General features: G+C 72.9%; 19 protein-coding genes. 9 read left to right on the top strand and 10 right to left on the bottom strand.

Annotated features, from left to right (window positions below; translation table 11 throughout):
- The first annotated feature begins 43 nt into the window (after positions 1-43).
- From SM573_RS23235 to SM573_RS23200, 8 genes are all read left to right on the top strand, one after another.
- On the top strand, positions 44-1,105 hold the full coding sequence (locus tag SM573_RS23235; RefSeq protein WP_474617047.1) for an ABC transporter permease: 1,062 nt from the start codon (positions 44-46) through the stop codon (positions 1,103-1,105).
- A complete protein-coding gene (locus SM573_RS23230) occupies positions 1,095-2,156 on the top strand; it encodes an ABC transporter permease (RefSeq protein WP_474617046.1) in 1,062 nt (353 codons plus the stop codon). Before SM573_RS23235 ends, SM573_RS23230 begins: the two co-directional genes overlap by 11 nt.
- A gap of 32 nt (positions 2,157-2,188) precedes the next feature.
- Entirely contained in the window at positions 2,189-3,274 is a 1,086-nt protein-coding gene (gene rhaS, locus SM573_RS23225) for a rhamnose ABC transporter substrate-binding protein (protein ID WP_474610678.1), read from the top strand.
- A gap of 64 nt (positions 3,275-3,338) precedes the next feature.
- Complete coding sequence (locus SM573_RS23220) at positions 3,339-3,692, top strand: L-rhamnose mutarotase (RefSeq protein ID WP_474610677.1); 354 nt, start codon at positions 3,339-3,341, stop codon at positions 3,690-3,692.
- Positions 3,689-4,870 carry an L-rhamnose isomerase gene (gene rhaI / locus SM573_RS23215; RefSeq protein WP_474610676.1) on the top strand — a complete coding sequence of 394 codons (1,182 nt, stop codon included), beginning with the start codon at positions 3,689-3,691 and terminating at the stop codon, positions 4,868-4,870. Before SM573_RS23220 ends, rhaI begins: the two co-directional genes overlap by 4 nt.
- Positions 4,858-6,939, top strand: a complete 2,082-nt coding sequence (locus SM573_RS23210; RefSeq protein ID WP_474617109.1) for a bifunctional aldolase/short-chain dehydrogenase — start codon at positions 4,858-4,860, stop codon at positions 6,937-6,939. The genes rhaI and SM573_RS23210 overlap by 13 nt, the downstream gene beginning before the upstream one ends.
- A gap of 34 nt (positions 6,940-6,973) precedes the next feature.
- Positions 6,974-7,174 (top strand): helix-turn-helix domain-containing protein, encoded by a 201-nt coding sequence (locus SM573_RS23205; protein ID WP_474610675.1) that lies wholly within the window; start codon positions 6,974-6,976, stop codon positions 7,172-7,174.
- Positions 7,171-8,601 carry a rhamnulokinase gene (locus SM573_RS23200; protein ID WP_474617045.1) on the top strand — a complete coding sequence of 477 codons (1,431 nt, stop codon included), beginning with the start codon at positions 7,171-7,173 and terminating at the stop codon, positions 8,599-8,601. The genes SM573_RS23205 and SM573_RS23200 overlap by 4 nt, the downstream gene beginning before the upstream one ends.
- Positions 8,602-8,677: 76 nt before the next feature.
- Here the strand turns inward: SM573_RS23200 and SM573_RS23195 are convergent, their stop codons facing one another.
- The 10 genes from SM573_RS23195 to SM573_RS23150 form a co-directional block, all read right to left on the bottom strand.
- Positions 8,678-9,349 (bottom strand): FadR/GntR family transcriptional regulator, encoded by a 672-nt coding sequence (locus SM573_RS23195; RefSeq protein ID WP_474610673.1) that lies wholly within the window; start codon positions 9,347-9,349, stop codon positions 8,678-8,680.
- Positions 9,350-9,390: 41 nt separating this feature from the next.
- On the bottom strand, positions 9,391-10,242 hold the full coding sequence (locus SM573_RS23190; RefSeq protein WP_474617044.1) for an amidohydrolase family protein: 852 nt from the start codon (positions 10,240-10,242) through the stop codon (positions 9,391-9,393).
- Positions 10,239-11,249, bottom strand: a complete 1,011-nt coding sequence (locus SM573_RS23185; protein WP_474617043.1) for an aldo/keto reductase — start codon at positions 11,247-11,249, stop codon at positions 10,239-10,241. Before SM573_RS23185 ends, SM573_RS23190 begins: the two co-directional genes overlap by 4 nt.
- Positions 11,246-11,581, bottom strand: coding sequence for an L-rhamnose mutarotase (locus SM573_RS23180; protein WP_474617042.1), 336 nt, complete (start codon positions 11,579-11,581; stop codon positions 11,246-11,248). Before SM573_RS23180 ends, SM573_RS23185 begins: the two co-directional genes overlap by 4 nt.
- Before the next feature lie 32 nt (positions 11,582-11,613).
- Positions 11,614-12,639 (bottom strand): ABC transporter permease, encoded by a 1,026-nt coding sequence (locus tag SM573_RS23175; RefSeq protein WP_474610669.1) that lies wholly within the window; start codon positions 12,637-12,639, stop codon positions 11,614-11,616.
- Positions 12,636-14,171: a sugar ABC transporter ATP-binding protein gene (locus SM573_RS23170; RefSeq protein ID WP_474610668.1), complete on the bottom strand. Its 1,536-nt coding sequence runs from the start codon at positions 14,169-14,171 to the stop codon at positions 12,636-12,638. Before SM573_RS23170 ends, SM573_RS23175 begins: the two co-directional genes overlap by 4 nt.
- On the bottom strand, positions 14,171-15,217 hold the full coding sequence (locus SM573_RS23165) for a sugar ABC transporter substrate-binding protein (protein WP_474610667.1): 1,047 nt from the start codon (positions 15,215-15,217) through the stop codon (positions 14,171-14,173). Before SM573_RS23165 ends, SM573_RS23170 begins: the two co-directional genes overlap by 1 nt.
- 181 nt (positions 15,218-15,398) lie before the next feature.
- Entirely contained in the window at positions 15,399-16,160 is a 762-nt protein-coding gene (locus tag SM573_RS23160; RefSeq protein ID WP_474617041.1) for an SDR family NAD(P)-dependent oxidoreductase, read from the bottom strand.
- On the bottom strand, positions 16,157-17,503 hold the full coding sequence (locus tag SM573_RS23155; protein WP_474617040.1) for an L-fuconate dehydratase: 1,347 nt from the start codon (positions 17,501-17,503) through the stop codon (positions 16,157-16,159). Before SM573_RS23155 ends, SM573_RS23160 begins: the two co-directional genes overlap by 4 nt.
- A complete protein-coding gene (locus SM573_RS23150; protein ID WP_474617039.1) occupies positions 17,500-18,333 on the bottom strand; it encodes a fumarylacetoacetate hydrolase family protein in 834 nt (277 codons plus the stop codon). Before SM573_RS23150 ends, SM573_RS23155 begins: the two co-directional genes overlap by 4 nt.
- Before the next feature lie 327 nt (positions 18,334-18,660).
- Here SM573_RS23150 and SM573_RS23145 point away from each other — a divergent pair, with 327 nt between their 5' ends.
- The gene (locus tag SM573_RS23145; RefSeq protein ID WP_474617038.1) at positions 18,661-22,044 is read left to right on the top strand and encodes a glycosyl hydrolase family 95 catalytic domain-containing protein; all 3,384 of its coding nucleotides are present in this window, start codon (positions 18,661-18,663) and stop codon (positions 22,042-22,044) included.
- Positions 22,045-22,177 lie beyond the last annotated feature (133 nt).

Here is a 22,177-nt window from a genome sequence, read left to right as displayed (position 1 = left end):
GCGCGGTGGTGTCCGGCGGCGCCGGGCGAAGCGAGGTGCCGGCATGAGCCTCACGGACACGGGGACGCCGGGCCGCCTCGCCGAGGAACCGCCCGCGGGCCGACAGCGGCGCGGTCGCGGTCTCACCGAGCGGCTGCTGGCCGTACGCGAACTGAGCCTGCTGCTCGCGCTCGGTGCGCTCGTGCTGGTCACCAGCCTCCGCAACGAGCGCTTCCTGAGCGCGCAGAGCACCAAGGACCTGCTGCTCGGCTGCGCGATCCTGGTGATCCTCGCGGTCGGCCAGACGATGGTCATCGTCACCCGCAACGTGGACCTCTCCGTCGGCTCGATCCTCGGCCTGGTCGCCTTCGCCACGGGCTCGCTCTTCCTCGCCGCGCCCGGGACCCCGTGGCCGGTGGCGCTGCTGCTCGGCGTCGCGCTGGGCGCCGTGTGCGGCGCGGTGAACGGCGGGCTCATCGCGGTGGCCAAGGTGCCGGCGCTGGTCATCACCCTCGGCACGCTCTACGCCTTCCGGGGCGTCGACTACTACTGGGCGTCCGGCCGGCAGATCAACGCCGCCGACATGCCGCGTTCGTTCCTGCGGCTCGGCAACCAGACGGTGCTGGGCGTCCCGGTGCTCTTCCTCGTGGCGCTGGTCGTGGTCGCCGTCGTCGGCTACTACCTGCGCTCGTACCGCAGCGGCCGGGAGCTCTACGCCATCGGCTCGGAGCCGGCGGCCGCCCGGCTGTCCGGCATCCCCGTCGGCCGGCGGGTCTTCGCGGTGTTCGTCGCCAACGGGGCGCTCGCCGGGCTCGCCGGTGTGCTCTACGCCGCCCGGTTCGGCACCCTCGACGCCGCCGCCGGCACCGGCCTGGAACTCCAGGTCGTCGCGGCCGCGGTGGTCGGCGGGGTGGCCATCTTCGGCGGGAGCGGCAGCGCGTACGGCGCCGCGCTCGGTGCCGTCCTGCTCACCACGATCGGCAGTTCGCTGGCCGTCCTGCGCATCGACCCGTTCTGGCAGCAGGCCGTCGTCGGCGCGCTCATCCTCGCCGCCATCGGCCTGGACCGGCTCCTGGCCCTGCGGATGGCGGCCCGGCTCAGAGGGAGAAGCGCCCATGGCGCATGACAGCCTGTACGCGGCGCCGCCGTCGGGAGCGGAGACCGAGCGGGAGCCGGGCCGGCTGGCCGGGCTGCGCGGCGCGCTCGGCTCCTGGGACGCGGCGGTGGTGGCCGCCCTGGTGGTGGCCGCGCTGCTGGCCAGCGTGTCGGTGCAGAACTTCGCCACCGGCCGCAACGTGCAGTTCCTGCTGCTCGACCTGGTGCCGCTGGCCCTGCTGGCGCTGCCCATGACGCTGATCGTCGTCACCGGCGAGATCGACCTGTCGGTGGCCAGCACGGTCGGCCTGTGCAGCACCCTGATGGGGCAGATGTGGCTGTCCAGCGGGTTGTCACTGGAGCTGATCTGCGTGTTCGTGGTGCTGCTCGGCGCGGTGCTCGGCGCGGTGAACGGCGTGTTCGTCACCGGTTTCGGCCTGCCCTCGCTGGCCGTGACCATCGGCACCCTCGCCCTGTACCGGGGCCTGTCGTTCGTCGTGCTCGGTGACCAGGCGGTGGCCGACTTCCCGGCGAGCTGGACGGCGGCCGCGGTGCGGAACATCCCGGGCACCCCGATCCCCGTCGTGATGGTGCTCGTCCTGCTGCTGGCGCTGGCGTTCGGCGTCGTCCTGCACGCCACCGCGGCGGGCCGGGCGCTCTACGCGATGGGCAACAACGACCAGGCCGCCACGTTCGCCGGCATCTCGGTGGCGCGGACGAAGTTCTGGCTGTTCGTGGCGTCCGGGGCCGTCTGCGGTCTGGTCGGCGTCTTCTGGACGCTGCGCTACGCCAGCGCCCGCGGCGACAACGCCACCGGCCTCGAACTCACCGTCGTGACCGCCGTGCTGCTGGGCGGCGTGTCCATCTTCGGCGGTCGCGGCGGCCTGCTCGGCGTGGTCGCCGGCGTCCTGCTCCTGGGTGTCCTGCGCAACGCCCTGCAACTGGCCGACATCGACGCGAACGCGTTGACCATCGTCACGGGCGCCCTGCTCATCGCCTCCGTCGTGCTGCCCAACGCGGTCGCGGACATCCGCGCCCGCCTGCACCGCCGACGACAGCGCGCGAACCCCGTCGCGCCGTGATTCCCCCACCACCAACCCCCGGAAGGATAGCGATGTCCGCGTACCGCAGAGGTTTCCGTCTCGGGGCCACCGGCCTCACCCTCGCCGCACTGCTGTTGAGCGCCACGGCCTGTGGCGGCACCACCCGGGAGAACTCGGGCAGCGACTCCGGCGGCGGCACGCAGGCGAGCGGGGCCGCCGACCCCGACGCCCCGATCAAGGAGGGCCTCAAGATCGCCTTCCTGCCGAAGCAGGTGAACAACCCCTACTTCACCGTCTCCGACAACGGCGGCAAGACGGCGGTCACCGAGATCAAGGGTGAGTTCAAGGAGGTCGGCCCCTCCGAGGCCAGCGCCTCGTCCCAGGTCAGCTACATCAACACCCTGTCCCAGCAGGGCATGGACGTGATCGTGACCTCGGCGAACGACCCGAACGCGATCTGCGGCGCGCTCAACCAGGCGAAGGCGGCGGGCGCCAAGATCGTGACCTTCGACTCCGACACGAAGCCCGAGTGCCGGCAGATCTTCGTCAACCAGGTGACCGCCCAGGGCATCGCGGAGAACCAGGTCAAGCTCGTCTCCGAGCAGATCGGCGGCGAGGGCGAGATCGCCATCCTCTCCGCCACGGCCAACGCGACCAACCAGAACGCCTGGATCGAGCTGATGAAGGAGGAGCTGAAGAAGCCCGAGTACAGCAAAATCAAGCTGGTCACCGTGGCGTACGGCAACGACGACGACCAGAAGTCGTTCCAGGAGACGCAGGGCCTGCTCCAGTCGTACCCGAACCTGAAGGGCATCATCTCGCCGACCACGGTCGGCGTCGCGGCCGCCGCCCGCTACCTCAGCGGCTCCCAGTACAAGGGCAAGGTCAAGCTCACCGGCCTGGGCACCCCGAACCAGATGCGGGAGTTCGTGAAGGACGGCACCGTCGACGCGTTCGCCCTCTGGAACCCGGCCGACCTGGGCTACCTCGCGGCGTACGCCGGCGCCGCGCTGGCCTCGGGCCAGATCACCGGCGCGGAGGGCGAGAAGTTCACCGCCGGCAAGCTCGGCGAGTACACCGTCGGCAAGGACGGCGTCGTCGTCCTCGGCCCGCCGACCGTCTTCGACAAGAGCAACATCGACCAGTTCGACTTCTGACGCCCACCCCGTGGCGCCGGCCTGCGAACGCCGGCGCCACGGGGGGAGGCCCGACGGGAGAACCATGCCCCGCGTCTGCTTCACCCTCCAGGTCGATCCGGAACGGCTGGCCGAGTACCGCGCCCGGCACGAGCGGGTCTGGCCCGAGATGCTCACCGCCCTGGCCGAGTGCGGATGGCACGACTACTCGCTCTTCCTCCGGGAGGACGGCCTGCTCGTGGGGTTCCTGGTCACCGACGACTTCGCGGCGGCGCAGGCCGCCATGCAGGCCCGAGACGTCAACGCCCGCTGGCAGGCGGAGATGGCGTCGTTCTTCCTCCACCTCGACCAGGGCACCCCCGACCGTGCCATGCGGCCGCTGGACGAGGTCTTCAACCTTGCGGCTCAGCTCGCCGCGCAGACGGGAGAAACCCCATGACCCAGCCCGAAGCGCCGACCCGCGAGCGGGTCACGCAGGCCCTGCGCGCCCAGCGCATCGAGACCCCGTCCTGGGCGTACGCCAACTCCGGCACCCGGTTCAAGGTGTTCCCCCAGGAGGGCGTGCCGCGCGACCCGTACGAGAAGATCGCCGACGCGGCCGTGGTGCACCGGCTCACCGGCGTGGCGCCCACGGTGGCGCTGCACATCCCGTGGGACCGGGTCGACGACTACGCGGACCTGGCCCGCTACGCGGCGGACCAGGGCGTCGCGCTGGGGGCGATCAACGCCAACGTGTTCCAGGACAACGACTACCGGCTGGGCAGCGTCACCAATCCCGATCCGGGCGTACGGCGCAAGGCGATCGACCACCTGCTGGAGTGCGTCGACATCATGGACCGCACCGGGTCGCGCGACCTGAAGCTGTGGTTCTCCGACGGGACGAACTACCCCGGGCAGGACGACATCCGGGCCCGCCAGGACCGGCTGGCCGCCGCGCTGCGCGAGGCGTACGACCGGCTCGGCGACGACCAGCGGCTGCTGCTGGAGTACAAGCTCTTCGAGCCGGCCTTCTACACCACCGACGTGCCGGACTGGGGCACCGCGTACGCGCACTGCCTGGAGCTCGGCCCGAAGGCGCAGGTCGTCATCGACACCGGGCACCACGCGCCCGGCACCAACATCGAGTTCATCGTGGCGTTCCTGCTGCGCGCCGGGAAGCTCGGCGGGTTCGACTTCAACTCCCGCTTCTACGCCGACGACGACCTGATGGTCGGCGCCGCCGACCCGTTCCAGCTGTTCCGGATCATGCACGAGATCGTGCGCGGCGACGCGCTGAGCCCGCGGGCCGGGATCGCGTTCATGCTCGACCAGTGCCACAACATCGAGCCGAAGATCCCGGCGATCATCCGCTCGGTGATGAACGTGCAGGAGGCGACCGCGAAGGCGCTCCTCGTGGACGCCGACGCGCTGGCCGCCGCGCAGCGCGACGGTGACGTGCTCGCCGCCAACGCGGTGCTGATGGACGCCTACCACACCGACGTCCGTCCGCTGCTCGCCGATCTCCGGGCCGACCTGGGCCTGGACCCCGACCCCGTCGCCGCGTACGCCCGCTCCGGCTACTTCGCGCGCATCCGGGCCGAACGCGCGGGCGGGCAGCAGGCCGGCTGGGGCGCCTGACCATCACCGAGACCGCAGACAGGGACGTGAGGACGATGCACTCCGAGGTTCAGGCGCTGATCGCCCGCAGCAACCGGCTGGGCGCCGATCCGACCACGACCAACTACGCCGGGGGCAACACCTCGGCCAAGGGCCGGGCCACGGACCCGGTCACCGGCGGGCCCGTCGACCTGTTGTGGGTCAAGGGCTCCGGCGGTGACCTCGGAACGCTCACCGAGGCCGGCCTCGCGGTGCTGCGACTGGACCGGCTGCGGTCCCTCGTGGAGGTCTACCCGGGCGTCGACCGCGAGGACGAGATGGTGGCCGCCTTCGACTACTGCCTGCACGGGCGGGGCGGGGCCGCGCCCTCCATCGACACCGCCATGCACGGCCTCGTCGACGCCGCGCACGTGGACCACCTGCACCCCGACGCCGGCATCGCGATCGCCACGGCCGCGGACGGCCCGGAGCTGACCAAGGAGATCTTCGGGGACCGGGTGGTGTGGGTGCCGTGGCGACGGCCGGGCTTCCAGCTCGGTCTCGACATCGCCGCCGTGGCCCGGGCCAACCCGCGCGCCATCGGCGTCATCCTCGGCGGGCACGGCATCACCGCCTGGGGGACGACGAGCGACGAGTGCGAGCGCCACTCGCTGGAGATCATCCGCACGGCCGAGGCGTACCTCGCCGCGCACGGGCGCGCGGAGCCGTTCGGCCCGGTGGTCGACGGCTACGCGCCGCTGCCGCCGGAGGAGCGCCGTGCCCGGGCGGCCGCGCTGGCGCCCGTCCTCCGTGGCCTGGCCTCCACGGACCGCCCGCAGGTCGGGCACTTCACCGACAGCGACGCGGTCCTCGACTTCGTGGCGCGCGAGCGGCATCCCGCCCTCGCGGCGCTCGGCACGTCGTGCCCGGACCACTTCCTGCGCACCAAGGTCCGTCCGATGGTGCTCGACCTGCCGCCCAGCGCGCCGCTGGAGGAGACGGTCACGCGGCTGAGGGAGCTGCACGCCGCGTACCGCGACGACTACCGGGCCTACTACGAACGGCACGCCACCGCGGACAGCCCGCCGATGCGCGGCGCCGACCCGGCGATCGTCCTCGTGCCGGGCGTCGGCATGTTCAGCTTCGGCGCCGACAAGCAGACCGCCCGGGTCGCCGGCGAGTTCTACCTGAACGCGATCAACGTGATGCGCGGCGCCGAGTCCGTGTCGCGGTACGCCCCGATCGACGAGGCGGAGAAGTTCCGCATCGAGTACTGGGCGCTCGAGGAGGCGAAGCTGCGGCGCCGGCCGAAGCCGAAACCCCTCGCCACCCGTGTCGCGTTCGTCACCGGCAGCGGCTCCGGCATCGGCCGCGCGGTCGCCCACCGCCTCGCCGCCGAGGGCGCCTGCGTGGTGGTCGCCGACCGCGACGCCGGATCCGCCGCGACCGTGGCCGCCGAGATCGGGGGCACCGACGTGGCGGTCGCCGTGGCCGCCGACGTGAGCGACGCCGACGCCGTCGCTCGCGCGCTGCGCGAGGCGGTGCTCGCCTTCGGCGGGGTGGACCTGGTCGTCAACAACGCCGGGCTGTCCATCTCCAAGCCGCTGCTGGAGACGACCGAGGCGGACTGGGACGTGCAGCACGACGTGATGGCCAAGGGCTCCTTCCTGGTGTCCCGGGAGGCCGCCCGGGTGCTCACGGCGCAGGGGATGGGCGGCGACATCGTCTACATCTCCAGCAAGAACTCCCTGTTCGCCGGCCCGAACAACGTGGCGTACGGCGCGGCCAAGGCCGACCAGGCGCACCAGGTGCGGCTGCTCGCGGCCGAGCTGGGCGGCCAGGGCATCCGGGTCAACGGCGTCAACCCCGACGGCGTGGTACGCGGCTCCGGCATCTTCGCCGGGGGATGGGGGGCGAAGCGGGCCGCGGTCTACGGGGTGCCGGAGGAGAAGCTGGGGGAGTTCTACGCCCAGCGCACCCTGCTCAAGCGGGAGGTGCTGCCCGAGCACGTCGCCAACGCGGTCTTCGTGCTCACCGCCGGCGAACTGTCGCACACGACCGGGCTGCACATCCCCGTGGACGCCGGCGTCGCCGCGGCGTTTCTCCGCTGATCCGGGTCGGTGCGGGATGAGGACGAGGGCCGCCGTGGAGAATCCGGTGCTCGACGAGGAGGACCTGCGACTGCTCCGGCTGCTGGCGACCGGTCTGCCGCTCGAGACGGTCGCCCGGCGGACGGGGCTCTCGGAGCGGACCGTACGCCGCCGGGTGCGGGCGGTCTGCGACCGGCTCGGCGTGGGTGCGCCGATCCAGGCGGTGGTGTGGGCGGCGCGGCGGGGGCTGCTGTGAACGCCGCCCGCCTCGCCGCCGTGGACCTCGGCGCCTCCAGCGGCCGGGTCATGGTGGGGCAGGTCGGCGCGGACACCCTCGACCTCGTCGAGGTGCACCGGTTCGCCAACGAGCCGGTGCGCGTCGGCGGCACCCTGCACTGGGACGTCCTGGCCCTCTACCGGGGCGTCCTCGACGGCCTGCGGGCGGCCGGCCCGGTGACGAGCGTCGGGATCGACTCGTGGGCCGTGGACTACGGGTTGCTCGACGCCTCCGGCGCGCTGCTGGGCAATCCGGTGCACTACCGCGACGCCCGTACCGACGGGGTGGCCGAACGCGTGGCGAAGCACCTGGGGGAGGAGCGGCTCTACGCGACGACCGGGTTGCAGCAGCTGCCCTTCAACACCCTCTACCAGCTCGTCGCGGCGGCCGGTACGCCGCAGCTGGAGGTCGCACGGCGGCTGCTGATGATCCCGGACCTCGTCGCGTACTGGCTCACCGGCGAGATCGGCGCCGAGATCACCAACGCCTCCACGACCCAGCTGTACGACCTGCGGCGCCGGGCCTGGGCCACGGACGTGATGGTCGACGCCGGGATCCGGCCGGAGCTGTTCCCGCCGCTGCGCGAGCCCGGCACCCGCGTCGGCCCGGTCCTGCCCACGCTGGGGCTGCCCGGCGGGGCCGACGTGGTGGCGGTCGGCTCGCACGACACCGCGTCCGCCGTGATGGGGGTGCCGGCGGCGGGGGAGAACTTCGCGTACATCTCCTGCGGCACCTGGTCGCTGGTGGGGGTGGAACTCGACGCCCCGGTGCTCACCGAGGCGAGCCGGCGGGCGAACTTCACCAACGAGTCGGGCGTCGACGGCACGATCCGGTACCTGCGCAACGTCATGGGCCTGTGGCTGTTGCAGGAGTCGGTGCGTGCCTGGGGCGGGGTCGACCTGCCGGACCTGCTGCGGCGCGCGGCCGACGAGCCGGCGTTCCGGTCCGTGGTGGACCCGGACGACCCGGTGTTCCTGCCCCCGGGGGACATGCCGGCGCGGGTCGCCGACGCCTGCCGTCGCGCCGGCGAACCGGTGCCGGCCACACCGGCGGCCACGGTCCGGTGCATCCTCGACAGCCTGGCCCTGGCGCACCGGCGCGCCGTACGCCAGGCGCAGCGGCTCTCCGGCCGCCACGTGGACGCCGTGCACGTCGTCGGTGGTGGGGCGCGCAACGCGCTGCTCTGCCAGCTGACGGCGGACGCCTGCGGCCTGCCGGTGCTGGCCGGCCCGGTGGAGGCGACCGCCCTGGGCAACGTGCTGGTGCAGGCACGCGCGGCCGGTGTCGTGGCCGGCGACCGGGCGGCGCTGCGGGCCCTGCTGCGCGGCACGCAGGAGATCGTGCGGTACGAGCCCCGCGGCACCGATGCCCCCTGGCGGCGCGCCGAGGCCCGCCTCCCCGGCTGAGGCCCTCGCGACCGGGCGGTCGTGCCCTCGTCGTGGGCGGCTCGCGCCGACCCGACACCGGGCGGGCGCGGGCCCGCTACAGGGCGCGGCGCAGCCACTCCTCCACGCCGGCGATGTGGACCGTCGCCCAGGAGCGGGCCAGGTCGGCCTGCCCCGCGGCGACGGCGTCGAGGATGGCGGCGTGCTGCTCGCGGGTCTTGGCGACCGCGCCCTCCTGGGTGAGGCCGCGCCAGACCCGGGCCCGCGTCGTCGGCCCGGAGAGGCTGTCGAGCAGGGACGACAGCACGTTGTTGCCCGCGCAGGCGGCGATCAGCCGGTGGAATTCCAGGTCGTTGGCGACCAGTTCGTCGATCGTCGGGTCGTCGCCGAGCCCGTCGAGGACCCGGCGCAGCGCCGCCACGTCCTCGTCGGTCGCGCGCTGCGCGGCGAGCGCCGTCGCTCCCGGTTCGAGGATGCGCCGGACCTCGAGGAACTCCAGCACCGTGTCGTCGCGGTGGAAGTCGACGACGAAGCTCAGGGCGTCGAGCAGCAGCGCCGGGTCGAGGCTCGTCACGTACGTCCCGTCGCCCTGCCGGACGTCGAGGACCCGGATCAGCGACAGCGCCTTGACCGCCTCGCGTAGCGAGTTGCGGGACAGGCCGAGCCGCTCGGCGAGGTCGGGCTCGCGGGGCAGCCGGTCGCCGGGGCGCAACTCGCCGGCGAGGATCATCTGTTTGATCTTGTCGATCGCCTCGTCCGTGACAGCCACGTTCTCCTCCGCCTCTTCCGTACCGCAGAGTAGGGGACGGCTCAACGCCCGAGCCGGTAGGTCCGCACCGCGGTGCCGCCGAACACGGCGGCGGACTCCTCCGGCGACAGCGACGGCAGGGCCTCGGTCAGCGCCGAGCGCACCGTCGGGTAGTCGGCGGCGAGCCGGCAGACCGGCCAGTCGGACCCGAACATGAGGCGGTGCGGGCCGAACCGGGCGAGGGCTTCGGTCACGAACGGCCGCAGGTCGCTCACCTGCCACCGGCCCCAGTCCGCCTCGGTCACCAGGCCGGAGAGCTTCGCGGTGACGTTGGGCTCGGCGGCGACGGCGGCGATCGGCCCGGCCCAGGCGGCGAGGCCGGCGGCGCCGTCGCGGACCGGCGGCTTGCCCAGGTGGTCGAGGACGAGGCGCAGCTCCGGCACGGCCCGCGCGGCCCGGGCCACCGCGGGAAGCTGGTCGGCGCGGACCACCGCGTCGAACGCCAGCCCGGCCGCGGCGATCGTGCGCAGGCCGCGCCGCACCTGCGGGCGGTCCAGGTAGTGCGGGTCCGTCTCCGCCTGCAGCTGCGGCCGGACGCCGACCAGCAGGTCGCCACCGGGCAGTTCGCGGTAGCCGGCGACGGTGTCGGCGAGCGCCGGGTCGGCCAGGTCCGCCCACGCGACGACGCCCGCGATCATCGGTGATTCCGTCGCGTACGCGAGCAGCAGGGCCGCCTCGTCGACGTCGCAGCGGCCCCCCTCCACGAGGACGGTCCGGTCGACGCCCGCGGCCGCCAGCTCCGGTGCGAGGTCGGCGGGCCCGAACGAGCGCCGGATCGGGGCGAGTTCGGGCGCGTCCAGCCACCGGTAGCCGTCCGTGATCCGCCACAGGTGGTGGTGGGCGTCGACGATCACGCCGCACCGACCGGGGCGGCGGGCAGCGGCGCGTCCGCCCGCAGCAGCCCTTGCGCGACCAGCTCCGACCAGAACTCGGCGCCCGGCGGCTCGGCCGCCACCAGCGCGGCGTTGCGCCGCACCTGCCCGGGCTCGTGGGCGCCCACCACCACGGCCGCCACGGCCGGATGGGCGGCGGCGAAGGCCAGCGCCGCGGCCGGCAGCGACGTGCCGTGCCGGGCGCAGACGTCGGCGATGGCGCGGGCGCGGGCTACCACGGAGGCCGGCGCGTCGCCGTACTCGTAGGGCAGGCCGGCGTGCGGGCGCGGCACGGCGAGCAGTCCGCTGTTGAACACGCCGGCGTTGAGCACCGAGACACCCCGGCGCTGGCACTCGGGCAGCAGCGAGTCGAGTGCGGGCTGCTCGAGCAGGGTGTAACGGCCCGCCACCATGACCACGTCCACGTCGGTCTCGGCGACGAACCGGTGCAGCACCTGCCACTGCTTCGACCCCACACCGATCGCACCGACGACGCCCTGGGCGCGCAGCTCGTGCAGCGCGGGGTAGGCCTGCGCCAGCGCCGGTGCCTGATGGTCCTCCGGGTCGTGGATCAGCGCGATGTCGACCCGGTCGATTCCGAGCCGCACGAGGCTGGCCTCCAGCGAGCGGTGCACCCCGTCCGCCGAGAAGTCCCAGACCCGCCGGTGGTCGGCGGCGACCGCGAAGCCCTCGGGGTCGCGACCGGCGGCGCCGGCGCGGTCCGGCACGAGCAGGCGGCCCACCTTGGTGCTGACCGTGTACGCCTCCCGCGGCTGGGCGCGCAGCGCGTCACCGAGCCGGCGTTCGGACAGGCCGAGCCCGTAGTGCGGGGCGGTGTCGAAGTACCGGATCCCGTGCTCCCAGGCGGCCCGGACCGTGTCGATGGCGTCGGACTCGCCGATCGGTGTGTAGAGGTTGCCGAGTGGGGCGCAGCCGAGGCCGAGCCGGCTCACGGTCACCGCCGACCGGCCCACCCGTACGCCGGTCACGACGGCTCTCCGCCGGGGGTGGCGGCCAGCGCCCAGACGAGGGACAACCCGTGGTCGGCGCCCGAGTAGTCGTCCGCCACGCCGAGCAGCTCCGCCATGCGGGTCTGCCACGCCACGTTGGCCGGATCGTCCCGCAGCCGGTGTCGCATCCGCTGGTAGTCGTCGACCTCCACCAGGTGGAACAGCTCCCGGCCGCTGCGCCAGATCCGCCAGTCGCGTACGCCGGCAGCGCGGATCGCGGTGGCCAGCTCCGCCGGGATCGTGGCGTGGACCCGGTCGTACTCCTCTTCGCGGCCGGGCCTGAGCCGCGTGTGCAGGGCGATCCGTTGCACGGCGCTCCTTCCGTCGTCGCTGGTGCGGTCGGCTAGTCCTGGGCCTTGCCGGAGGTGAGCCGGGCGAGGATCAGCGCGACCAGGATGATGGCGCCGTAGATGGCCTGGATCCACTGCGCGGAGACCCCGGCGAGGGTCAGGATGTTGTTGATCAGCCCGAGGACGACGACGCCGCACAGCGCGCCGAAGAGCGTCCCCTTGCCGCCGTCGAGGCTGATCCCGCCGATCACGGCCGCCGCGAACACCGTGAAGATCATGCCGTCGCCCTGTGCCGCGGCGACCGAGCCGAGTCGCCCGGTCATGAGCAGGCCGGCGAGCGCGGCGAGCACGCCACCGATCATCAGCACCACCCACACCACCCGGTCGGTGCGGATGCCCGCGGCGCGGGCCGCGTCGGTGTTCCCGCCGATGGCGTAGACCGACCGGCCGTGCCGGAAGTAGCCGAGCGCCACGATGCCCACCGCGAAGAGCACCCCGCTGATCCAGATGGACGCCGGTACGCCGAGCCACACGGCACTGCCCAGATAGAGCACCGAGGGCGGGATGTCGAACAGGTTCTGCCCGCCGGTGATGCCGATCTGCAGACCGCGCAGCACGATCAGCATGCCGAGGGTCACGATGAAGGCGGAGAGCCGGAACCGCAGGATCAGCAGGCCGTTGAAGGCCCCGATCGCCAGCCCGGTGAGCAGGCACAGGACGATGGCCAGGCCGGCCGGAAGCTCGGTGCCCAACCCGTTGCTGGCGGCGGGGATGACCAGCGCGACGGCCAGCGCCGGGGCGAGCCCGATCGTCGACTCCAGCGACAGGTCGAACTTGCCGGCGATGAGGATGATCGCCTCGGCGAGCACGAGCAGCGCGAGTTCGGTCTGCTGTTGCAGCACGTTGGTGATGTTGGCGGCGCTGAGGAACACGGGGTCGATGAGCGCTCCCACCACCACGAGCAGGAGGATCGCGGGCACCAGCGCGAAGTCCCGGAGCCGGGCCAGTGGTACGCGGCCGGCGCCGGGCCGGGGGCCGGCGGGCGTCGGCGGCTTGACGATCGTCTCGGTGCCGGTCACGGCTGCTCCACTCCCTCCACTGCGGACACCAGCTCGGCGTCCGTCCAACCCCGGGCGACGTCCCGGACCACCTTGCCGTGGAACATGACCAGCACCCGGTCGCAGGAGCGCAGGTCGTCCAGCTCGTCGGAGACGATCAGCACGCCGGTGCCCCCGGCGGCGGCCTGCGTCACGGCGCCCAGCAGGGACGCCTTGGACCGGACGTCCACGCCCGCCGTCGGGCTCACCATGACCAGCGCCTTCGGGTCGTCGGCGAGCGCGCGGGCCAGCACGACCTTCTGGGCGTTCCCGCCGGAGAGGTCGCTGACCGGCTGGTGCGGCCCGTCGGTCTTGATGTCGTACCGCTGGATCATGCGCTCGGCGACCGCGCGCCGCCGGGCGGGGGCGACGATCCCGGCCGGGCCGAGCCGGCCGGCGATCGGCAGCGTGGCGTTCTCCGCCACCGACAGCAGGGGGACGAGCCCCTCCCGGTGCCGGTCCTGCGGCAGGTAGCCGAGGCCGGCCGCGAGCGCGGCCGGCACGCTGCCCGGCCGGGGCGTGGTGCCGGCGATCGTCACACCGCCGGAGTCGGCCCGGCGGAGCCCGGCGATCGTCTCGGCGAGGGCGACCTTGCCGCTGCTGCCCGAGCCGATGAGCCCGACCATCTCCCCGGCGCGCACCGTGAGGTCGACGCCGTCGTAGCAGCCGGCCAGTCGCAGCCCGCGGACGTCGAGCACCACCGGGGCGGTGGCCGGCACCGGCGGGCGGTCGGCCCCGGTGGCGAGGGTACGCGCGTTCTCGCCGGTCATGGCCGTGACCAGCTCGTCGCGGGAGATCGTCTCCACCGGCTGGGTGAGGATGTGCCGCGCGTCCCGCAGCACCGTCACCGTCTGGCACACCTCGTACACCTCCTGGAGGTGGTGGGAGATGAACAGGAAGGTGACCCCGCCCGCCTGCAGTTCCCGCATCCGGAGGAAGAGCCGCTCGATGGCGGCGGCGTCGAGCTGGGCGGTGGGCTCGTCGAGGATGATGAAGCGGGCCCCGAACGAGAGCGCCCGGGCGATCTCCACGAGCTGCCGTTGCTCGACGGTGAGCGCGCCGGCCGGCGCGGCCGGGTCGACGTCGACCTCGTACCCGGCCAGCAGGTCGGCGGCCCGGCGGCGCAGTCCGCCCCAGCCGATCGGGCCGTGGCCGGCCTGCCGGTTGAGGAAGAGGTTCTCCGCGACGCTCAGGCTGGGGATGATGGTGGACTTCTGGTAGACGCAGGCGACCCGCTGCCGCCAGGCGTCCCGGTCCGCCAGCGCGGGGGCGGGTGCGCCGCCGAACCGGATCTCACCGCTGTCCGGCCGCTGCAGCCCCGTGAGGATCGAGACCAGAGTCGACTTGCCGGCGCCGTTGCGCCCGACCAGCGCGTGGCTCTCGCCGGCCCGAACGGTGAGGCCGGCGGAGTGCAGCGCCACGGTGGGTCCGTACCGCTTCGACACGTCGCGTGCCTCCGCGGCCGGGGCGGTGGCCCCGACCGCGGCGGCCGCGGTCTGCTCACGAGTGGTCATCACTTGCCGATCTGGTTTCCCCAGAGCGCCGGATCGTCGACGTTCTCCCTGGTGACCAGCGGTGCGGCGATCTGGTCCTCCAGGCCGTTGCCGATGTCGATGATGGTGCTGTCGTGGTCGGTCGGGCCGGGCTGGAAGGTCTTGCCCTCGGCCGCCGCCTTGGCGTAGTAGAGCGCCCACTTGGCGTAGAGGTCGGCGGGCTGGGAGACGGTGGCGTCGATCTCGCCCTTGCGGATCGCCTCGAACTCCTGCGGGATGCCGTCGTTGGAGACGACGAAGATGTGCTTCGGGTCGGTCGGCGGGACCAGCAGGTTCTTCGACCGGAGCACCTGGAGGGTCGGCGCGAGGAAGACGCCGCCGGCCTGCATGTAGATGCCCTTGATGTCGGGGTGCTGGGCGAGGCGGGTCTGCAACGCGGCCGCCGCCTTGGTGCCCTCCCACTCGGTGGGCTCCTCGAAGATGGTGATGCCGGGGAACTTCGTCTTCATGCACTCCGCGAACGCCTCGGACCGGTCCCGGCCGTTGATCGAGGAGAGGGAGCCCTGGAACTCCACGACCTTGCCCGTGCCGCCGAGCTTCTCGCCCAGGAACTCGCAGGCCTTCTGCCCGTACGCGCGGTTGTCGGCCCGCACCACCATGAACACCTTGCCCTTGTCGGGGCGGGTGTCGACGGAGACCACCGGAATCTTCCGGTTCTCGAGCGTGTCCAGGGTGGAGGCGATGGCGCCGGTGTCCTGCGGCGCCATGACGACCGCCTTGGCGCCCTGGCTGACCATCGCCTGCACGTTGGCGACGAGCTTCGAGACGTCGTTCTGGGAGTTGGTGGGGGACATCAGGTTGATGTCGTACTCGTCGGCGAACCGCGGGACGTACTTGGCGTACGAGTTCCAGAAGTCGGAGTCGGCGCGGGGCAGGTCGATGCCGATCTGCGGGCCGCTCCCGGCCCCCGCCGATCCACCCGACGAGGAGTCACCGCAGGCGGCGGTGCCGAGGGCGAGGATCGCGGTCAACGCGAGCGCGACCGGGGTTCTGGCGGTGTGTCTCACGGTGGTCCCTCCATCGGTGGGATGTGCGGTGGGCGATCTCGGAGGCGGGCGGAAACAAGCGGTTAATACATCGGGTGTCTATCAATGCCTGAAGGGGCCTGCAAGACCCCTGGCGCGGTCCGTGCGAGGTGGATCGGGCGGAGAACGCGGGTGACATCGGATGTCCTCAGGGCGTGGTCGCTCACTGCCGCGGGCTCAGCCGGAGGCCCTGCATCCCGCCGTCCACGGCGAGCACGGCTCCGGTCGTCGCGGCCGCCAGGGGGCTCGCCAGGTAGGCGACAGCGGCGGCCACCTCCTGCGGGGTCACGAGGCGACCCGTGGGCTGACGGGCGCACAGCGCGGTCAGCTCCGCCGCCGGATCGTCGGCGGCGTCGAGCAGCCGCCGCACCCACGGCGTGTCGGCCGTCCCGGGGTTGACGCAGTTGACCCGGATGCCCTCCCTGACGTGGTCGGCGGCCATCGCCAGGGTGAGCGCCTGGACGGCGCCCTTGCTGGCGCTGTACAGCGCCCGCTCCGGCAGCCCGGCCGACGCGGCGATGGAGCAGGTGTTGACGATCGCGGCGTGGGCCGACGCGCGCAGGTGGGGGAGCGCGGCGCGGGTCACCCGGGCGATGCCGACCACGTTGACGTCCAGCACCCGGTGCCACTCCTCGTCGGAGTTGGCCTCCACCGTGCCGCGTGCGCCGATGCCGGCGTTGTTGACCAGCACGTCGATGCCGCCCAGCACGTCCGCCGCGGCGGCGACCGCGCTCCGCACGGCCGCGTCGTCGGTCACGTCGGCGGCCAGGCCGACCAGCGGCTCGGGCACCGTGGGATCCAGGTCCAGGCAGGCGACCCGGGCTCCACGCTCGGCGAGCAGCGTGGCGGTCGCCAGGCCGATCCCGGACGCCCCGCCGGTGACCACGGCCGCCAACCCGTCGAACTCCTTCCGGTCACCGCTCACGGTGCCACCTCCGCTCCGGGACGCTCCTGACGGTGCGGCTCCTCGGCCGGCGCGGCCCAGACGGGGCCGTCCGGATACGCGTACTCGGCCAGCGTCGCCGGCCGGATCGTCGCGCTGAACCCGGGCGCGGTGGGGGCGACGTACCGGCCCTGGCGGATCACGACGGGGTCGACGAAGTGCTCGTGCAGGTGGTCGACGTACTCGATGACCCGGTCCCGCAGGTCACCGGCGACCGCCACGTAGTCGAACATCGACAGGTGCTGCACCAGCTCGCAGAGCCCCACGCCGCCTGCGTGCGGGCAGACCGGGACGCCGAACTTCGCCGCCAGCAGCAGGATCGCGATGTTCTCGTTGACCCCGGCCACGCGGGTCGCGTCGATCTGCACGTACGAGACCGCGCCGAGCTGGAGGAGCTGCTTGAAGAGCACCCGGTTGGCGACGTGCTCGCCGGTGGCGATCCGCATCGGCGCCAGCTCGCGCGCGATCGTGGCGTGCCCCACGACGTCGTCGGGGCTGGTCGGCTCCTCCACCCAGTACGGGTCGAACCGCGCCAGCTCCCGCATCCAGGCGATCGCCGTCGGCACGTCCCAGCGCTGGTTGGCGTCGACCGCGATGCGGAAGTCCGGCCCGCAGGTCTGCCGGGCGATGGTCATCCGCCGCACGTCGTCGGCCAGGTCGGCGCCGACCTTGAGCTTGATCTGGCCGAACCCGTCGGCCACCGCCTCCTTGCAGAGCCGGCGCAGCTTGTCGTCGTCGTAGCCCAGCCAGCCCGGCGACGTCGTGTACGCCGGAAAGCCCTCCCGCAGCAGGTGCGCCTCGCGTTCGGCCCGGCCGGGACGGGCGGCCCGCAGGATCGCCAGCGCCTCGTCGCGGGTCAGCGCGTCGCCGAGGTAGCGGAAGTCCACGAGGTCCACCAGCTCCTCGGGGCTCAGCCGGCTCAGCAGCTGCCACAGCGGGAGCCCCTCGCGCTTGGCCCGCAGATCCCACAGCGCGTTGACCACGGCCGCGATCGCCATGTGCATGACGCCCTTCTCCGGGCCGAGCCAGCGCAGCTGCGAGTCGTGCACGAGCTCCCGCCAGAGGCCGCCCAGGTCGCCCAGGACCGCCGGCACGGACCGGCCCACCAGGTACGGGCGCAGCGAGGCGATTGCCGCCGCCTGGACGTCGTTGCCCCGCCCGATGGTGAAGGCGAAGCCGTGCCCCTCGTGGCCGTCCGCGGCGTCGGTGCGGATCACCACGTAGGCGGCCGAGTAGTCCGGATCGGGGTTCATGGCGTCGGAGCCGTCGAGTGCCCGTGAGGTCGGGAACCGGATGTCGGAGATCGCCAGGTCGGTGAAGATCATGCCTGCGCCACCACCTGACGCTGCCGGCCGAGGCCGTCGATCTCCACCTCGATGACGTCGCCCGCCCGCAGGTAGGGCTTCGGGTCGGGCTGCCCGAGGGCGACCCCGGCGGGGGTGCCCGTGTTGATGACGTCGCCGGGGTGCAGCACCATGAAGTGGCTCAGGTAGCGGACGATCTCGGCCACCGGAAAGACCATGTCCTTCGTGGTGCCGTCCTGCCGGAGCGCGCCGTTGACCCACAGGCGCAGGCGGAGGTCCTGCGGGTCCGGAATCTCGTCGGCGGTCACCAGCCAGGGACCGAACGGGTTGAACGTCTCGCAGGACTTGCCCTTGTCCCACTGGCCCCCGCGGTCGAGCTGGAACTCCCGCTCCGACACGTCGTTGGCGATCGCGTAGCCCGCGACGCAGGCCATCGCCTCCTCGGCGGTGTCCAGGTAGCGCGCGCGGCGGCCGATGACGACCGCGAGCTCGACCTCCCAGTCGGTCCTGGTGCTCCCGCGGGGCACCAGGACGGTGTCGTCGGGGCCGACCACCGTGTCGGGCGCCTTGAGGAAGACCACCGGCTCGGCGGGCAGCGGCGCGCCCGTCTCGGCGGCGTGGTCCCGGTAGTTCAGGCCGATGCAGACGATCTTCCCGGGGCGCAGCGGCGGGCCGACGCGGACGCCCGTGGCGTCCACCACCGGCAGGTGGTCGAGCGGGATCGTGGCCAGCCGGGCGAGCCCGTCGGTCGCCAGGAAATCCGCGTCGAGGTCGTCGGTCACCCCACTGAGGTCGCGCAACCGTCCCGTCCCGTCCAGCAGCGCCGGCGTCTCCCACCCCGGCGTGCCCACCCGCAACAACCTCACCCGTCGCCCCCAAGAAACCGTGTCGCAAACGCTCGGCAATACATCCGATGTCTATCAGTGCCCACGGGAGTCCACAAGACCACGACGTCGACGACGTTCGACCTATGGCCGACGACCGGATCCCCACCTGCCCGGATTTGCCCAGGCAGTGCACCAAAAATTCCTCTCCATCGAGCAGGGTGAGTTCTTGTTGCCGGCTCATGTCCTTTGTAACCTCGGCTTCAGACATCCGAGGCGTGCCTCAGGTGATCGGCCCTCGCCGAGACCGGCCCGCCCCTGCCCACCCGGCCCTCGGACGATCCGGAGACGCTCATGGACGACCCCTCCCGGTGGCGACTACCCCGCCGGATCACGGCAGCGGCGCTCGTGGCCACGCTGGCCGCGACGCTTCCCGGCTGGGCGGCGCCAACGCCGGCCGCCGCCACCGCGCCTGCCGTCACCGCCACCCAGGATCCCCTCACGCTCTGGTACGACGAACCGGCCACCGACTGGGAGACCCGGGCACTACCGATCGGCAACGGCGCCCTCGGCGGCATGGTCTTCGGCGGTGTGGCGGCGGAGACCGTGCAGTTCAACGAGAAGACACTGTGGACGGGTGGCCCCGGCTCGGCCGGCGGCTACGACTTCGGCAACTGGACCACTCCCCGCCCCGGCGCGATCGAGGAGGTGCAGCGCCTCATCGACGAGCGCGGGCGACTGTCGCCGCAGGAGGTGGCGGATCGGCTCGGCCAGCCCAAGAGCGGCTTCGGCTCGTACAACACCTTCGGTGACCTCACGCTACGGCTGACCGAGGACCCGGGCGCGGTCCAGGAGTACCGCCGCGAGCTGGACATCGGCCGGGCGGTGGCCCGGGTCTCCTACGTCGACGACGGTGTGCGCTACACCCGCGAGTACTTCGCGAGCCACCCCGACAAGGTCCTGGTGGTGCGCCTCAGTGCCGACCAGCCGGGCCGGATCGGCTTCACCGCCGGCGTCACGGCCCCGGACAACCGGTCGAAGACGGTCACCGCGACCGGTGGCCGGATCACGTTCGCCGGCACGCTCAACGACAACAAGCTCCGGTACGAGTCCCAGATCCAGGTGGACGTCGAGGGCGGGGCCGTGACGGCCGGCGCCGACGGCACGGTCACCGTGCGCGACGCCGACGCCGCCACGCTGGTGCTGGCCGCCGGCACCGACTACGCGCCCCGCTATCCCCGCTACCGGGGGGTCGACCCGCACGGGGCGGTGACCGCCGCCGTCGACGCCGCGGCGGGCAGGACCTACGCCCAGCTGCTCGCCACGCACACCGCCGACCACCGTGCCCTCTTCGACCGCGTGCGGCTGGACATCGGGCAGGCCATGCCCGACATCCCGACCGACGAGCTGCTGCGCGGCTACACGGGCGGGGCCGCGCCGGCCGACCGGGCCCTGGAGGACCTCTTCTTCCAGTACGGCCGCTACCTGCTCATCGCGTCGTCCCGCGCCGGGTCGCTACCGGCGAACCTCCAGGGCGTCTGGAACAACTCGACCAACCCGCCGTGGGACGCCGACTACCACGTCAACATCAACCTTCAGATGAACTACTGGCCCGCCGAGATCACCAACCTGTCGGAGACCACCGCGCCGCTGTTCGACTACGTCGACTCGATGGTCCCGCCGGGCCAGGTCACGGCGCGGGAGATCTACGGCAACCGGGGCTGGGTGGTGAACAACGAGACGAACATCTACGGCTTCACGGGGCTGCACAACTGGGCCTCCTCGTTCTGGTTCCCGGAGGCCGGCGCCTGGCTCGCGCAGCACTACTACCAGCACTACCAGTTCACCCGCGACACCACGTTCCTGCGGGAGCGGGCGTACCCCGTCATGAAACAGCTCGCCCTGTTCTGGCTCGACGAACTGGTCGTCGACCCCCGCGACGGCACGCTCGTCGTCTCGCCCAGCTACTCCCCCGAACAGGGGGACTTCACGGCCGGCGCCTCCATGTCCCAGCAGATCGTCGGGGAGCTGTTCACCAACACGATCGAGGCCGCCGGCATCCTCGGCGGTGACAACGCGTTCCGCAAGCAGCTGCGGTCCGCGCTCGACCGGCTCGATCCGGGCATCCGCGTCGGTTCGTGGGGCCAGCTCCAGGAGTGGAAGGAGGACCTGGACGATCCCGACAACGAGCACCGGCACGTCTCGCACCTGTTCGCCGTCCACCCCGGGAGCCGGATCTCCGCCCTGAAGGACCCGGAGCTGGCCGCCGCCGCGAGGGTCTCGCTCACCGCGCGGGGCGACGGCGGCACCGGCTGGAGCAAGGCCTGGAAGATCAACTTCTGGGCTCGCCTGCTCGACGGCGACCACGCGCACAAGATGCTCACCGAGCAGCTGCGCCAGAGCACGCTGCCGAACCTCTGGGACACCCACCCGCCGTTCCAGATCGACGGCAACTTCGGCGCCACCTCGGGCGTCGCCGAGATGCTGCTCCAGAGCCAGAGTGGTGACGTGCACGTGCTGCCCGCCCTCCCCAGCGCCTGGCGGAACGGCTCGGTCAGCGGTCTGCGTGCCCGCGGCGACCTGACCGTGGACACGACCTGGTCGGCGGGCGCGGCGACCGAGATCGCCGTCACCGCCGGCCGCGCCGGCGAGGTCAGCCTGCGCAGCCCGCTGTTCGCCGGGCCGTTCCGCCTGGTCGACGCCACCACCGGCAAGCGGGTCGACGCGCGGCCGCAGGGCGAGCGGCTCGTCTTCCCGGCGAGGAAGGGTCACCGGTACGTCGCGACCGCGCAGGTCGCGTTCACCGTCGACGCGCCGGAGACGCTCGAGGCGGACCAGCCCGGGACGGTCGCCGTGACGGTCGACGCCGCGGCGAACCTCCCGGCGTCGACGCTCAAGCTGATCCTGCCCGCCGGCTGGACCGCGCGACCCGCGCGGTTCGAGGTGCCGCGGCTGCGCTCCGGCGACTCCCAGGTCTACCGGTTCACGGTCATGCCGGGTCGGGAGGCCGCGCCGGGGCGGAACCGGATCGAGGCGCGCCTGGTCAACGACCGCTGGCGGGCCTCGGCGTACACGGCCGTCGCACTGCCCGTGCCGCCACCCTGCGCCCGCCCCGATCCGGGGCACCCGCTGGTCGCCTGGGACCCGGCGAGCGGCGACACGATCGCCGACCACTCGCCGCACGGACGCACGGCGACCGTGCAGACGGGCGCCGCCTACGTCGCGGACGGGCCGACCGGTAGCGCGCTGGCGCTGGACGGCGACCGCTACCTGCGTACGGCACCCACCTCACTGGGCTTCGTGGAGGCCGCGACGTTCGCCGCCGAGGTCAAGGTGACGACGAGCGGCAGCTATCGTCGGCTGTTCGACTTCCAGCCCAGCGGCGACCCGGGCACCGACGGGATCCTGATCGACCTCACCCCGGGCAACCAGGTGCGGTTCATCGGCTCCGGCGCCGGTGTGACCAGCAACGCCACGGTGCCGGTCGGACGGTACGTCGACCTCGTGGTCACCATGGACGACGGCGGCGACATCGTCGTCTACGTCGACGGTCGGCAGGCCGGGACGGCGAAGGTGCCCGATGGCGGCATCGTCGGCTGCGCCACGCGCGAGCTGCGGTTCGCCGCCGACCAGGGCGGCGGGCAGCGGCTCACCGGCGAGGTGGACCGGATGGCGATCCTCCCCGAGGCGCTGCCGGCCGACCAGGTGCGCACCTGGCAGGCCCGGGCCTTCGGCTGAGCCGGTGCCCGAGGACCGGCGGTCGCCCGCCGGGACGGCTTCGTCCCGGCGGGCGACGGCGGTCCGACGCGTTGCGGTTCCACTGTTGATCTGATCGAATAGCCGCGGCCGGGCCCCGACACGCGTGCCCGCG

It is taken from the genome of Micromonospora xinjiangensis (assembly GCF_056150165.1).
The sequence above is the reverse complement of the archived record's forward strand: the minus strand, read 5'-3'. Positions and strand labels throughout refer to the sequence as shown.

Excerpts from the sequence above, each read along its gene's own strand:
- SM573_RS23235 (WP_474617047.1), top strand. The coding sequence starts at position 44 with ATGAGCCTCACGGACACGGGGACGCCGGGCCGCCTCGCCGAGGAACCG.
- SM573_RS23230 (WP_474617046.1), top strand. The coding sequence starts at position 1,095 with ATGGCGCATGACAGCCTGTACGCGGCGCCGCCGTCGGGAGCGGAGACC.
- rhaS (WP_474610678.1), top strand. The coding sequence starts at position 2,189 with ATGTCCGCGTACCGCAGAGGTTTCCGTCTCGGGGCCACCGGCCTCACC.
- SM573_RS23220 (WP_474610677.1), top strand. The coding sequence starts at position 3,339 with ATGCCCCGCGTCTGCTTCACCCTCCAGGTCGATCCGGAACGGCTGGCC.
- rhaI (WP_474610676.1), top strand. The coding sequence starts at position 3,689 with ATGACCCAGCCCGAAGCGCCGACCCGCGAGCGGGTCACGCAGGCCCTG.
- SM573_RS23170 (WP_474610668.1), bottom strand. The coding sequence starts at position 14,171 with ATGACCACTCGTGAGCAGACCGCGGCCGCCGCGGTCGGGGCCACCGCC.
- SM573_RS23155 (WP_474617040.1), bottom strand. The coding sequence starts at position 17,503 with ATGATCTTCACCGACCTGGCGATCTCCGACATCCGGTTCCCGACCTCA.
- SM573_RS23145 (WP_474617038.1), top strand. The coding sequence starts at position 18,661 with ATGGACGACCCCTCCCGGTGGCGACTACCCCGCCGGATCACGGCAGCG.